The organism is Providencia sp. PROV267 (assembly GCF_028477825.1).
Classification (GTDB): Bacteria; Pseudomonadota; Gammaproteobacteria; order Enterobacterales; family Enterobacteriaceae; genus Providencia; species Providencia stuartii.
Genome location: NZ_JAMPLX010000016.1, coordinates 74,868 through 89,659, shown reverse-complemented (window position 1 = coordinate 89,659; position 14,792 = coordinate 74,868). Strand labels below are relative to the sequence as shown.

Here is a 14,792-nt window from a genome sequence, read left to right as displayed (position 1 = left end):
ACGTGGTCGCTTTACAATGCGTTTTTTGTTGGCAGAGAAATACCAAAATGACCACCGAAGCATCTCAAAGACAGGCCGTTGAAGTCGAGCCAAAAAGTGAACTCATTTACCGTTTAGAAGATAGGCCACCACTCCCTCAGGCGTTGTTTGCTGCGGGTCAGCACCTTCTCGCCATGTTTGTGGCCGTCATTACCCCCGCAATGCTTATTTGCCAGTCATTAGGGCTACCCGCCCATGATACACAGCGCATTATCAGTATGTCACTGTTTGCTTCGGGTATTGCTTCCTTAATTCAGATCCGTGCTTGGGGGCCTGTTGGCTCCGGGCTATTATCTATCCAAGGCACCAGTTTTAACTTTGTTGCACCTTTAATTATGGGGGGTGTTGCACTCAAACAAGGTGGCGCTGATATCCCCTCAATGATGGCGGCACTGTTTGGCACACTGTTGGTCGCAGCACTCACTGAAGTTGTTTTATCGCGTTTTCTGCATTTAGCACGTCGAGTGATTACCCCATTAGTATCTGGCGTGGTAGTCATGATCATTGGGCTGTCACTGATCCAAGTCGGTCTGACTTCTATTGGTGGCGGGCACAGCGCAATAACTGATAATACCTTTGGCTCCCCCGATTATTTGCTACTGGCAGGTATTGTGTTGGCTGTCATTATTTTACTCAATCGCCAAAAAAACCCTTACTTACGCGTCGCCTCTTTGGTGATAGCTATGGCAATCGGCTATCTTGCGGCTTGGTGGATGGATATGCTTCCCACAACTCAAGACACCGATAGCACACAATCCGTGATCACCATACCTGAACCTTTCTATTATGGATTATCCTTTGATTGGAACTTGCTGATCCCACTCATGCTCATTTTTATGGTGACCTCTTTAGAGACAATTGGCGATATCACCGCGACCTCCGATGTCTCCGAGCAACCTGTGCGCGGCCCCATTTATATGAAGCGAATTAAAGGCGGAGTGTTAGCAAATGGTTTGAACTCCATGGTATCTGCTGTATTTAACACCTTCCCTAACTCCTGCTTTGGCCAAAATAATGGCGTGATCCAGCTTACTGGCGTGGCAAGCCGCTACGTGGGTTATATCGTTGCTTTAATGTTGATCCTATTAGGGGTATTTCCTGCTGTCGCCGGCTTTGTTCAACAAATTCCTGAGCCTGTTTTAGGCGGTGCCACCATTGTGATGTTTGGTACGATTGCAGCTTCTGGTGTGCGTATTGTTTCCCGTGAACCCCTCAACCGCCGTGCAATTATGATTATCGCCTTATCGCTTGCGGTCGGTATGGGGGTTTCACAACAGCCACTTATTTTACAATTTGCCCCTGATTGGCTGAAAACACTCTTTTCATCCGGTATTGCCGCAGGGGGTTTAACCGCAATTGTTCTGAATTTAATTTTCCCTCACGAAAAGTAACCTGTCATTTACCGCCAGAGTTGAATACACTGGCGGTTATTCTGTATTCTATCTTGATAATTTATCCATCAGCGCATTTACCCATCAGTCCAATTATGGAGGGGCAGATAAACCATGAGGTGGTTAACCAAGCTCATCATAGCGCTTCTGCTACTGTTCTTACTCGCCGTGATATTCACCTATGCAGGGTTGCAAACACGCTGGGGTGCATCCTACGCTAGCCATTTTTTAAGTAAATTCACCGATTTTGATATTGATGTTGGTATCATGGGGCATGAGTTTTCGAATGCGGGTGAATTTGTTTTCCAAGACGTAAAAATCGCTTCGCGTAATCAAGACATGACACTGGATGCGAAACAAATTGTTGTCGATGTTAATTGGCGGAATCTGTTTAGCGGTACCGCAATTCGTCGCTTCGTGATCACGCAAGGTAATTTAGCGGCGACGACCTCAGAAACGTCAACGCCAATTCCATTGAGTGCAAATATCCTCCAGTTTGAAAATAGCAATATCCAGCTAAACCAAGCAGAAAATCGCCTTCAAGTTTCTGGGTTCACAGGTGGCATCACACCATGGCAGCCAACCACAAACCATCCGTTTGGTTATGGTGATTTCCGCTTCACCACTAAACAGTTAGATATCAATGAATTGCCCTTAAAAAATGTTGCAATCACAGGGAAGCTTCAAGAGAATCTCACTGAATTTACCGATGCCAGCGGCTATCTTAATAATGGCTACATCACAGGCTCAGGAAAAGCATTAGCAGACGGTTCTATCACCATTAATTCTTTAGCGATGGATAAAGTTGGCTGGCAAAATAGCATTCCCTTTGACTCATTGCGTGAAGCAATCGAGAGCCAACGCACTATCTCATTAAAAAATGTTGCGCTAACTAATGTTGATCTCCAAGGTAAAGACTGGGCAATCTCAGGGCTTAATACTGAAATTGACCATATCAACTGGGTGAGAGGAAGTTGGAGCAGTCCTAAGAGCCATATTAACTTTACTGTTAATCAATTGGTTATCAAGGACCAACAGGTCGATACACTGATTGGTGATCTCAATATTCAGGGCGATAACCTCAACATTGAAAAGCTTTCAGGTTATTACTATAAAGGGGTATTTAGCCTTAATGGTGTGTGGCAACGTAACGACCAAACCCTTACCCTCAATGACGCAAAACTAGCCGGTATTTTATACACCCTGCCTGAAAATTGGCTGCAATTTTTCAGTCAACCTTCTCCTAATTGGCTATCAGGGCTGACTATCAAACAATTTACCCTATCTCAATCATTGCTTATGAATATCGACTCTCGTTTCCCATTCGAATTGACTGCGCTCAGTGGCAACGTAGAAAATGTGAGTCTTATTAAGCAAAAACAGTGGGGAATTTGGAGTGGTAAAGCCTCATTCAATGCAGATAGCGGAACGGTTAATCAAGTTATGATACGCCGGCCTTATATGGATTTACGCCAAAGTGGGCAAGCCTCTGCTGCGGCTTCATTAACTGCCAGCACTGATAAAGGGGTTGTGAAGGTAGGTCTATTGGTGAAGCAGTCACCTAAAAAAGTGCCATTTTTACTGCGAGCTTCAGGTACGAATGTCGACCTTTCCGTCCTAAATCAATGGGGCTGGCAAGGCTTTCCACCTCAAGTCATTGGCGATTTTGATACATCACTACAAGGGGATTTATTAGCGCCATCCTTAGCAAAAAGCGTAAATGGTGAATTAGTCGCTACTCCACTGCAAGGGAAGCAAATGTATCGGACTGTGGTGAACGGTGTTGTTACCTCTTCTGTTGAGAGTGATACGCCCCCTACCGAGTCACAACCTGTGGGCTCTCTACCAACGAACGATCAGCTCCCAGCGCTACTTACGCAATAATAGAAAGGCAGGCCAATCATCTCATTGGCCTGCCTCTCAATCGCTATCATCAAGGTGATTTTATGGTCTTTTCCACCGGTAAAACCATATAGACACCACTAAATACTGCTCCAACCTCACTGTTCGCGCCACTGACGGCTACCTCAAGTTTCACTCTCGCTTTACTTCCTCTTGCGAGACGGTCAAGGTCGCCACTCATATGTGACATATCGGCAACGGCTGTTGGCCTGCCACTAACAGGCTTGCTATAACGAATGCTGGCATCCACTAAGACAATATCACCACCGAGTTGGTGCTCTTGCATGAGTAGCCAAATCAAACCCCATCCCGTTAATGTTGCCAGTGAAAATTGGCTACCTGCAAAAATTGTTTCATGGGGGTTTTGGTTACCCGCTTCAGGCATCGTGGTAATAAATTTTTTCCCTGTATATTGTTCAATACGAACACCCATTTTTTCACTTAACGGGATATATTTATACCACGCTTGTTGCAGTTCGCCGCACCAATCGGGTCGATGGAGGATTTGATCGAGGGTTTCAATCGGTTTAATCATTAAATAGTGGCGAACGGGTGTTTTCAGTTCACCAGCGATAAGGCCACGACTTTCAAAGCCGATCTTACTAAAGAAAGGAACGGCCTCTTCCCGAACACTCGATACAATGCGTTTTACACTTTCTTGTCGCGCAATGGACTCTAGGGCCATCAAGATGAGTTTACCTAAACCTTTACCTTGCATCACAGGATTAACAGCAAGAAAGCGGATCGCGCCTTCATTATCGGCATTAATATAAAGCCGCCCGATCGCTAAAATACGGTTTTTATCATCAACGACCATTTGATGATAAGCAGTAAGATCATAGCCATCTTTCTCAGAACCAAGAGGCTGATTAAAGGGTTTACGTAACATCTCCCAGCGGAACTGGTAATAAGCATCAAACTCAGCGTCATCTTTAGGTGCACGCAGATGGTACATAGTCTCCCCCTAAATAGTTGAATCAGACTTGCAACCAGAAAGTCACAGGACCGTCGTTGGTCAGGCTGACTTGCATATCCGCGGCAAATTGCCCTGTTTCAGTGATCACACCTTGTTGGCGACTCTGTTCAACAAAATATTCATATAGCTGTTCAGCGCGTGCAGGCTCTGCTCCCCCTGAAAAGCTGGGTCTCATCCCTTTTTTCGTATCTGCTGCCAATGTAAATTGCGAGACAACTAACAAATGACCGCCAGCTTGTTGAACATTCAGGTTCATTTTTCCCTGTTCATCACTAAAAATTCGATAACCAAGTACTTTCTCACACAGCCGTTTTGCTTTTTGTTCGTCATCATCTTTTTCAACGCCGAGTAAAACAAGTAACCCAGAACCGATTTGACCAACAACTTGCTCATTCACAACGACTGCTGCATGAGCGACTCTCTGTATTAATGCAATCATGGTAACTCTATAAAAATATGGAGTAACGGTTTAGGTTACTCCACGGTGATAACTCATTAATTATTCGACTTCAGCGTTGAAGTCATAAGTACGAAAATATTCAGGTACAGTGTCTTTGTTAACGACATGAACACCTTTGATACCTAGCGCTTCGGCAGCCTTAATATTGTCCTCAACATCATCAAAGAATATGGCATCTGCCGCGTCAAACTCTTCAGATTCCAGAACATATTGGTAAATGGCTGGATCAGGTTTGCGCATCCCCAAGTCTTGAGAGAGGTAGAGGAAATCAGAGGAGGCTGCAATTTCAGGGTAATGTTCAGGCCAGTAATCAAGGTGTAGGCGGTTGGTGTTAGATAAAACAACAACACGATGCCCTTGCTCACGTAGGCGCTCCATTATATCAATAACTTCTGGGCGCACCGACATAAAGATAGCGTGCCAGCCTTCCGCAAACTCTTCAAAACTGAGTGTAATGCCGAGTTCTTCGCATAGCATTTCAGCAAATTCAATATCTGAAATTTTGCCACACTCATGTTGTTGGAAGATATTCCCAAAAGTAAACCGTGATTTGATCTGCTCAGAAGGCGTACCGCTCAGCTCTGACCATTTATCAAAAACACGATTAAAGTCGATATCAATAATCACATTACCCATATCGAAGATATACAGCATACCGTTTCCTCGTTGTTATTAACTAAATTCACTTTAATCATAATTCATACAACTGAACAGCCCTAATTGCAGATTATTTGTTGTTTTTTTATTAATAAAGGGTGCCATCATCTCTATCATGACAATAGATTCGAAACAGTCGAGCTAGATGCTCCCCTGCTGGCGACAAGGTATGATCCCGCCGTTGCACCAGCGCAAAAGTTGCATAAGGCAATTTTTCAGCCAAATCTAGTGCGATAAATTGCTGGTCAAATAAAGGGTCATCAATTGTATCAACAGAGACAATCGTCAAAAAATCGCTTTGTGCCACCAAGCTCATGCAGCCAATTAATGTTTCACATGTCACACTAAAGCTCATTGGTCTCTCCATTCTGGAGAACACTTCAGAAAGCTGCTTATAATAAGTGCCTTTCGGTGTCGGCATTGTCCAGTCACAATTTGCTAATTGCTCTAATGACGTAGCATGCCTCATCGGGTGATCTTTACGCATGATCACCTTATATTCTTTGCGCATTAACCTTTCAAAATTAAATTCAGCATCCAAACTACCGGGGTAATAAGTATTCACCGTAAAATCTAATTCACCTTGGCGTAATTGCGGCAACATCGTCAATAATTGCCCTTCCATGATACGGATCTTGATATTGGGAAAGTCACGATGAAATTGAATAATGACTTTTGGCATCACTGAACGTGCAATACTCCCTGCGACACCAATATTAATCGTACCGCTGGATAACCCAATGCGCTGCTGTATTTCCTCTTGCCCTACACGTAACTCTTCCAAAATAATACTGGCACGACGTAAAAAACTTTCTCCGCAATCCGTTAAATAGATCCCTTGATTACTACGAATAAATAATTTTGCTCCCAAAGAGCTTTCTAATTCACGAATGGATTTGGTCAATGCTGGTTGAGAAAGCTGTAAAAAACGGCTTGCCGCCCTAATGCTGCCATGGCGACTCACTTCAACGAATGCCCTCAATTGATTCAACTTTATTGGCAAAGCCATATTAGCCCCTGATAACCATTAGTTATATAGACAAAGATAATCGTATCTTTTTTACCCTATTTTGATTGTGTACAGTCAACTTTTGACAATAACAAATAATTAACATAACTACTTATTAACTATTTTTTAATTATTAAAACAATCAAATGCAGCATATTAAATTAGTTTAAAAATATTAAATAAAATTTAATTTTATTTAAATTGAATCGTTCTGGGTATTTATACCGAGCCACTCCCACTTTATCGTGATAACTAAAAGAGATAACAATTATGGAGATTTCTTTAAATAACGCTATTGGATCCATCACACATCAATTACAAATTTGGCGGCGTGATTTTCATCAATATGCCGAATCCGGTTGGTTTGAATTTCGAACTGCAACATTAGTTGCTGATGAGCTGGACCGCCTTGGCTACCAATTACAACTAGGAAAGGAGGTCATCAACGCTGAAGATCGTATGGGGCTTCCCTCACCACAGCAATTGGCAGAGCAAGAAAAACGAGCCATTGAGCAAGGCGCGCTAACCAAATGGCTTCCCTATTTTTCAGGAGGATTTACGGGGATCGTTGCGACGTTAGATACGGGTAAACCGGGGCCTACACTGGCGTTTCGTGTTGATATGGATGCGTTAGATCTGAATGAAGATCTCACTGAGCAGCACCGTCCACACGCAGAAGGCTTCTCTTCTTGTAATGCCCATATGATGCACGCCTGTGGTCACGACGGTCATACCGCCATTGGCCTCGGTTTGGCACATATCTTGAAGCAATTTCAATCACAACTGACTGGTCGTATCAAAATTATTTTCCAGCCTGCCGAAGAAGGAACCCGTGGAGCAAAATCAATGGCAACCGCTGGCGTTGTGGATGATGTCGATTTCTTTGTCGCCATACATATCGGCACTGGAGTGCCTAAAGGGGAATTAGTGTGTGGCAGTAAAAGTTTTCTTGCGACCACTAAATTTGATGTCACTTTTCAAGGGAAAGCCGCACATTCAGGAGCAAGACCAGAAGATGGCAAAAACGCATTAGTTGCCGCCGCTCAGGCCACACTGGGTCTATATGGTATTCCTCGGCATAGTGAAGGTAGTTCTCGTATCAATGTTGGTGTACTCAATGCAGGAATTGGACGTAATGTCATTGCTGATCACGCATTAATGAAAGTTGAGACGCGCGGCGAAACGAATGATATTAATGAGTTTATGTATCAAAAAGCCCTCAATATCATTGAAGGTGCCGCCAAAATGCAAGATGTTGAGTTCAACATCAAATTAATGGGCGCTGCACAAAGTAGTCATCCTAGCCCGCAATGGGTCGATTTCATTATGCGTCTAGCACAGAACAATATTCCTGAGCTGACTTCCGTTATTAAAGATAAACCTCAAGCAGCAGGTTCAGAAGATGCAACCTACTTTATGGAGCGCACCAAAGCACTTGGTGGGCAAGCAACCTATATGATTTTCGGTACTGAGCTTAGCGCAGGGCATCACAATGAACGTTTTGATTTTGATGAAGATGTTATGCCTGTTGCCGTCAAAACCTTAGCCACTATTGCGCTTTCGCTACCTGAATTTGGAGATCACCCTAATGAGTAACGCATTCACATCATTCATCAATCATTATATTGAACAGAATCGCGCACGTTTCACCCAATTAAGCGATGCGATTTGGGATCATCCAGAAACCCGTTTTGAAGAGACCTTCTCGGCTGGGCTACTCGCTGATGCACTGGAGCAAGAGGGCTTTACTGTAGAAAGAGGGGTGGGCGATATTGATACCGCATTTATTGCCAGCTTTGGCTCCGGCGCCCCTGTGATAGCGCTGCTGGGTGAATTCGATGCGCTTGCTGGTTTAAGTCAGCACTCCGCTTGTAGCCATCCTAGCCCCGTTATTGAAAACGGTAATGGTCACGGTTGTGGGCATAATTTATTGGGAACTGCCGCATTAGCTGCCGCCTTTGCCGTAAAAGCTTGGATAGAGGAAAACCAACTACCAGGTACAGTACGTTTCTATGGCTGTCCGGGTGAAGAAGGCGGCTCAGGTAAGACTTTTATGGTAAGAGAAGGCTTATTTGATGATGTAGATGCGGCGGTAACATGGCACCCTGAATCATTTAGTGGTGTTTTCAATGTTCAATCCCTCGCCAATATTCAAACTGCATTTCGCTTCAAAGGCATTGCAGCACACGCGGCAAACTCTCCACATTTAGGCCGTAGCGCACTTGACGCGGTTAGCCTAATGAATGTTGGTGTTCAATTTTTACGTGAACATATTATTCAAGAAGCGCGCATCCACTATGCAGTCACGAATACGGGAGGCGCTTCCCCTAACGTCGTTCAAGCAGATGCCGAAGTTTTGTATCTGGTTCGTGCACCACAGCTAGACCAAGCTCAAGATATTTATCAACGAGTTATTGATATCGCTAAAGGCGCAGCTTTAATGACTGGTACACAATTAGAGATCCGACTCGATAAAGCATGCTCAAATTATGTTCCTAATCGCACTATTGAAAAAGCGATGTATCAGCATATTACCCATTACGGTATTCCTGAATACAGCGAGCAAGAGCGCCAATTTGCAGAAGAGATCCATGCCACCTTAACCAAAGATGATTTGCACAACGCAAAACTGAATGCCGCGCGTAGTGGTGGTGAACAAGCGATAAAATGGGGTGAGCGCCAAGGTAACAAGGCTCTGACGGATGAAGTTTTACCCTATGTTGAATCAAAAGAACTGATGTATGGCTCAACGGATGTGGGGGATGTCAGCTGGGTCACACCAACGGCACAATGCTTTAGCCCTTGCTTTGCATTCGGCACACCTCTGCATACATGGCAATTGGTTGCGCAAGGAAGAACATCTATCGCCCATAAAGGCATGCTATTAGCAGGGAAAATTATGGCAGCTACCGCCGTTGATCTACTCACAACACCGAACTTACTCGCTCAAGCAAAAAGTGAGTTCCAACGTCAACGTGCTCAACAACCTTACCACTGCCCAATTCCCCCTGACGTTAAGCCGTCTAAATTGCAGTAATTTTGTATTGGCGGGTCAATAACAATCACAAATCCCGCCATCAAGACCATAAAAATAACAATAATTGCAAATACATAGGAAAAACATCATGAGCCAAACCACAACATCAATGAATAAGAGCCCAGGTGCTATTTTTCGTTGGATAGAGCGTGTTGGGAATAAAATACCAAACCCTTTCATTCTTTTTGTCTATCTTCTAGCGATCTTAATGGTCGCTACGGCTATCCTTTCTTGGTTTGATTTATCGGTAAAGAACCCAGCTAACGGCGAACTCGTTTCCGTAAAGAACCTATTGAGTGTCGAAGGCATACAGTGGATTTTGCCTAATATTGTCAAAAACTTCAGTAGCTTTGCTCCATTAGGCGCCATCTTAGCGCTCGTCATCGGGGCAGGACTCGCTGAAAAAGTGGGTTTATTACAAGCCTTAATGTACAAAATGGCATCAGGGATTAATAAACGTTACGCCAGCTATATGGTGTTATTTATCGCCTTTTTCAGCCATATTTCATCAGATGCCGCTTTGGTGGTTATGCCCCCTTTAGGTGCATTAATTTTTATTGCGGTTGGTCGTCACCCCGTCGCGGGTCTACTCGCAGCTATTGCTGGCGTAGGCTCCGGCTTTACCGCTAATCTCCTGATTGTTACAACGGATGTTTTACTCTCTGGGATCAGTACGGAAGCCGCCATGATCATCGACCCTAACTTACATGTTAGTGTCATTGATAACTGGTATTTTATGGCTACATCCGTCATCGTCTTAACGATTGCAGGTGCCATCTTAACGGATAAATTTATTGAGCCACGATTACCAAAGTGGGAAGGCACTTCTCATGACCGCTTAGAAAAATTAACCCCATTACAAAATCGTGGGTTATTAATGAGCGGGCTCTCGGCATTAATATTTATTGGACTCGTCGCATTAATGGTTGTACCTGAAGGTGCACCACTTCGTGACCCACAGACAGGCTCGGTGATCCCTTCACCATTTATTAAAGGTATTGTGCCTGTCATCATTATTTTCTTCTTTGTCGTCTCAATTACTTATGGTATTTCGACCAAGCAAATTAAAAAACCAAATGATATTCCTGACCTATTAGTTGACCCCATGAAAAGCATGGCGGGCTTTATTGTCATGGTTTTCCCTCTGTCTCAGTTCGTTGCGTTTTTCAACTGGAGCAACATGGGGAAATTTATGGCGATTGGCTTGACTGATTTACTCGAAAATTTAGGAATGACAGGCGTACCTGCCTTTATTGGTTTGATGTTTTTATCTGCATTCTTATGTATGTTTATTGCCAGTGGCTCCGCAATTTGGTCTATTTTAGCGCCAATATTTGTGCCAATGTTTGTGCTGTTAGGCTTCCACCCTGCTTTTGCACAGATAGTCTTTCGTATCGCTGACTCCGCGGTACTCCCACTTGCACCGATGTCACCATTCTTACCTCTATTTTTAGGGTTTCTACAGCGATATTACAAAAATGCCCAACTTGGTACTTATTACACCTTAATTCTGCCTTACCCACTGGTTTTCTTTGCAGTATGGATATTGCTGCTCGTCGGTTGGTACTATGCCGGTTTACCAATAGGGCCAGGGGTTTATCCTCAACTGACACCTTAATAAGTCACCCATTACCTTTAAAATTTACTGTATCAATAGAAGGTGGGATAGCCTCCCGCCATCCTCTTACCCTACCGTACATACAGCGCTGTATGCACGGTAGTTTGTACTTATTCCGCTCAGGTCGTCACACATGTGTGTCGCTAATAATTTCGTTACTGTTCGTTTATTGCGACTAACAAAATTAAGGTGATTTTGGGAAGTGCTTTCCTTCTCCACGCGCGATGACTGATTATTCGTTATATCTACTCAAGTTGCAGTGTGATAATAGATATCACTCAGAACTGATTGATTTTACGAACGTAAATATCCTTCCAAAATGTGTTTATCTCGTGCGATAGCTTGGAATTAATATGATGGGAATAAGAGGCTTTTAATATGTCGGCTAGCTCACTATTTATACTAGCCCCATAACAGCAAAGTCCTAACCTTTTAGGCTAGGACTTTGTTAGCAATCTGAAAGCGCCCAATGAGCGCCTTCAGCAAGAAGAATAACTAAAAATTAGTCTTCTTTTGAACGGTTCGCACGGCGACGATCGTTTTCAGTTAAGTGACGTTTACGCAGACGGATAGACTGTGGAGTCACTTCAACTAATTCGTCATCATCAATAAACTCTAGTGCTTGTTCCAAAGTCATTTTAATTGGTGGTGACAAGGTTGTCGCTTCATCCGTACCAGACGCACGCATGTTAGTCAGTTTTTTACCTGTTAAGCAGTTCACAGTCAGGTCATTTGAACGTGAGTGAATACCAATGATTTGGCCTTCATACACTTCTGCACCATGACCTAAGAATAGCTTACCGCGGTCTTGTAGGCTGTACAGGGCGTAAGCAACTGCTTTACCTTGACCATTCGAGATCAATACGCCATTTTGACGACCACCAATTTCGCCTGGGCGAACATCATCGTAGTGGCTGAATGTTGAGTACAGCAAACCCGTACCTGACGTCATCGTCATAAATTCAGTACGGAAACCGATCAAACCACGGCTTGGGATAACATAATCAAGACGTACACGGCCTTTACCATCTGGCATCATGTCACGTAGGTCACCTTTACGCTCACCCAACGCTTTCATGACATCACCTTGGTGCTGCTCTTCAACGTCTAAAGTCACTTGCTCAAATGGCTCTTGTTTACGGCCATCCACTTCACGGAAGATAACTTTTGGACGAGAAACACCTAACTCAAAGCCTTCACGACGCATGTTTTCGATCAGAACTGACAAGTGCAATTCACCACGACCGGAAACTCGGAATGCATCTGGATCTTGAGTTTCTTCAACACGCAATGCCACGTTGTGCACTAGCTCTTTGTTCAAACGGTCAAGGATCTGACGCGAAGTCACATATTTACCTTCACGACCACAGAATGGTGAGGTGTTAACACAAAAGAACATGCTCACGGTTGGTTCGTCGACCGCCAATGCTGGTAACGCTTCAACATTACCCACATTACAGATAGTGTCTGAAATGTTTAGTTCACCTAAACCCGTCAGAGCAACGATATCACCTGCTTCTGCATGTTGAGAATCAATACGTTCTAAACCTAAGTGAGTCAGAACTTTACCGATTTTACCGTTACGTGTTTTGCCTTCGCTATCGATAACTGTCACTTGTTGGTTTGGCTTAACAGTACCACGTTTGATACGACCAATACCGATAACACCTAAGTAGCTGTTGTAATCTAGTTGTGAAACTTGCATCTGGAAAGGCCCTTCCAGATCAACTTTTGGTGGCTCAACATATTTGACAATTGCTTCATAAAGCGGGGTCATGTCTTCTGCCATATCTGTATGGTCAAGACCCGCGATACCGTTTATTGCTGACGCGTAAACGATAGGGAAATCAAGCTGTTCATCCGTTGCGCCTAAGTTAACGAATAAATCGAATACTTGGTCAATAACCCAATCAGGGCGTGCACCAGAGCGGTCAACCTTATTGATAACAACAATCGGTTTTAAGCCATTATCGAACGCTTTTTGGGTAACGAAGCGTGTTTGTGGCATAGGGCCATCAGTGGCATCAACCACCAGCAGAACGCTGTCAACCATTGACATTACACGCTCAACTTCTCCACCAAAGTCGGCGTGACCTGGGGTATCTACGATGTTGATGCGATAGTCATTCCATTTGATAGCGGTATTTTTGGCAAGGATAGTAATACCACGCTCTTTCTCCAAGTCATTGGAGTCCATAACACGCTCATCCACAGTTTCACGTTCACCGAACGTGCCTGATTGCTGCAATAATTTACCAACCAGTGTTGTCTTGCCATGGTCAACGTGAGCGATGATGGCGATATTTCTTAAGTTTTGAATTGACAAGGATTTTTACCGTTTAATTGACAGGAAAGGAATATGCTTTATAGAGCCTAACTATAAAACTGCAAAATAGGAAGCATACTTTCTACGTTAATTTGCTGTTATTTTACACGTTTTTCCGCGCAAGTGGAATAAATGTGAATTTCATCACTGTATAAAAAGTTTTTAACTAAAAAACATTTAGTTGCGTAACAACTACGGAATATCTCAAAAAATAACTGGTATCAATACTGAGAAATCACAAAGTAACAGAATAATACGCTATATTTTAAATTTTAACAGCCGTAAAAAAGAATAAAAAATAGAAATTCTTCTACTAACTCCCTCTTTCACGCTTTTTTCTGTAATTTAGATATATCTAAATTGACCAATTAGATATATCTAATTATATTTGTTCTCGTAAATTCGATATATCTAATCAAGGAGAATTATATGCGAATTCATTGTTGCCGTCATGTTTATCATTCACGCCATGAAGACGGTCATGGACACCAATGTTGCCACGGCGAAGGTCGTCATGGTCATGGCGAAGGTTGCCATGGTCGCGGTGAGGGACGTGGGCAGGGTGGTGGTCGCCATAGAGGTCGTGGATTACGCCGTTTATTTGATCATGGTGATTTGCACATTATGGTACTTTCATTAGTGGCTAAAAAACCTAGCTATGGCTATGAAATTATCAAAGATATCCAAGAAGCCTCAAATGGCCTTTATGTACCAAGCCCAGGTGTTATTTATCCAACGCTAACACTACTCGAAGAACAAGGTTTCCTTGAGTCAGAAGTGGTTGAACGTAACCGTAAAAGTTTCAAAATCACGGCAGAAGGTGCAGCACATTTAAAAGCGAATCAAGAGACAGAAACCATTATTTTCCGTAAATTAGCCAAAGCGCGTGATATGCAGCACGGCGGTAATTTATCTGAAGAAATCGAAATGGCTGTCAGCCGTTTTAAAGCGCTCTTGCGCCATAAAATGGTTTTAAAACAATTAAGTGAACAACAAACTCGTCAAATTGCGCAAATCATCAATGATGCCGTACAGCAAATTGAGCAAGTCAACATTTTATTAACTGATAACATTGATGAATAAAAAGCGGGTTGGTTAATCATTTATTTTATCTAAATGGCCTTGTGTTTTGACGTCAAGCACAGGGCTAACGGTCAAAGCTCCCCCTCTCTACTAGCCATTAATAATGACTTTCCTTTGGTACGGCAAAACCTTTGTGTAGCCGCTAATCCTCGCTTTTTATCACTAAAGCACCAATATGATGCACTCCACACAGAAAATGCACCATATTGGTGCAATAATTCACATGTACTCTCCTACTAATTTGTCATAACGGCGTAACACTCCATATTTAGGCTATTTTAAAAAGTTGGCACG

General features: G+C 43.3%; 11 protein-coding genes. 6 read left to right on the top strand and 5 right to left on the bottom strand.

Translation table 11 applies throughout. The annotated features are described in order from the left end of the window. The first annotated feature begins 47 nt into the window (after positions 1-47). Entirely contained in the window at positions 48-1,430 is a 1,383-nt protein-coding gene (locus PR709_RS11230) for a uracil-xanthine permease family protein (protein ID WP_004923685.1), read from the top strand. A 114-nt stretch (positions 1,431-1,544) separates the two neighbouring features. Then, a complete protein-coding gene (locus PR709_RS11225) occupies positions 1,545-3,314 on the top strand; it encodes an AsmA family protein (RefSeq protein ID WP_272570892.1) in 1,770 nt (589 codons plus the stop codon). 49 nt (positions 3,315-3,363) lie between these two features. Here the strand turns inward: PR709_RS11225 and fabY are convergent, their stop codons facing one another. From fabY to PR709_RS11205, 4 genes are all read right to left on the bottom strand, one after another. Then, positions 3,364-4,287: a fatty acid biosynthesis protein FabY gene (fabY, locus tag PR709_RS11220; protein WP_036942222.1), complete on the bottom strand. Its 924-nt coding sequence runs from the start codon at positions 4,285-4,287 to the stop codon at positions 3,364-3,366. A 22-nt stretch (positions 4,288-4,309) separates the two neighbouring features. Then, positions 4,310-4,747: a D-aminoacyl-tRNA deacylase gene (dtd, locus tag PR709_RS11215; RefSeq protein ID WP_004923673.1), complete on the bottom strand. Its 438-nt coding sequence runs from the start codon at positions 4,745-4,747 to the stop codon at positions 4,310-4,312. Positions 4,748-4,807: 60 nt separating this feature from the next. After that, a complete protein-coding gene (gene yihX, locus PR709_RS11210) occupies positions 4,808-5,422 on the bottom strand; it encodes a glucose-1-phosphatase (RefSeq protein ID WP_004923670.1) in 615 nt (204 codons plus the stop codon). A gap of 91 nt (positions 5,423-5,513) precedes the next feature. After that, positions 5,514-6,434, bottom strand: coding sequence for a LysR family transcriptional regulator (locus tag PR709_RS11205; protein ID WP_014656999.1), 921 nt, complete (start codon positions 6,432-6,434; stop codon positions 5,514-5,516). Positions 6,435-6,704: 270 nt separating this feature from the next. Between PR709_RS11205 and PR709_RS11200 the strand changes: the two genes are divergently transcribed. From PR709_RS11200 to abgT, 3 genes are all read left to right on the top strand, one after another. Then, the gene (locus PR709_RS11200; RefSeq protein ID WP_004923662.1) at positions 6,705-8,030 is read left to right on the top strand and encodes a M20 family metallo-hydrolase; all 1,326 of its coding nucleotides are present in this window, start codon (positions 6,705-6,707) and stop codon (positions 8,028-8,030) included. Beyond that, on the top strand, positions 8,023-9,471 hold the full coding sequence (locus PR709_RS11195) for a M20 family metallopeptidase (RefSeq protein WP_004923660.1): 1,449 nt from the start codon (positions 8,023-8,025) through the stop codon (positions 9,469-9,471). Before PR709_RS11200 ends, PR709_RS11195 begins: the two co-directional genes overlap by 8 nt. Positions 9,472-9,559: 88 nt before the next feature. Further along, positions 9,560-11,089, top strand: coding sequence for a p-aminobenzoyl-glutamate transporter (gene abgT / locus PR709_RS11190; RefSeq protein WP_014657002.1), 1,530 nt, complete (start codon positions 9,560-9,562; stop codon positions 11,087-11,089). A gap of 502 nt (positions 11,090-11,591) precedes the next feature. Here the strand turns inward: abgT and typA are convergent. Continuing rightward, on the bottom strand, positions 11,592-13,415 hold the full coding sequence (gene typA, locus PR709_RS11185; RefSeq protein ID WP_004923655.1) for a ribosome-dependent GTPase TypA: 1,824 nt from the start codon (positions 13,413-13,415) through the stop codon (positions 11,592-11,594). Positions 13,416-13,844: 429 nt separating this feature from the next. On the opposite strand from typA, the gene PR709_RS11180 reads away from it, so the two are divergent. Further along, entirely contained in the window at positions 13,845-14,498 is a 654-nt protein-coding gene (locus tag PR709_RS11180) for a PadR family transcriptional regulator (protein WP_225829616.1), read from the top strand. The last annotated feature ends 294 nt before the right edge of the window (positions 14,499-14,792 follow it).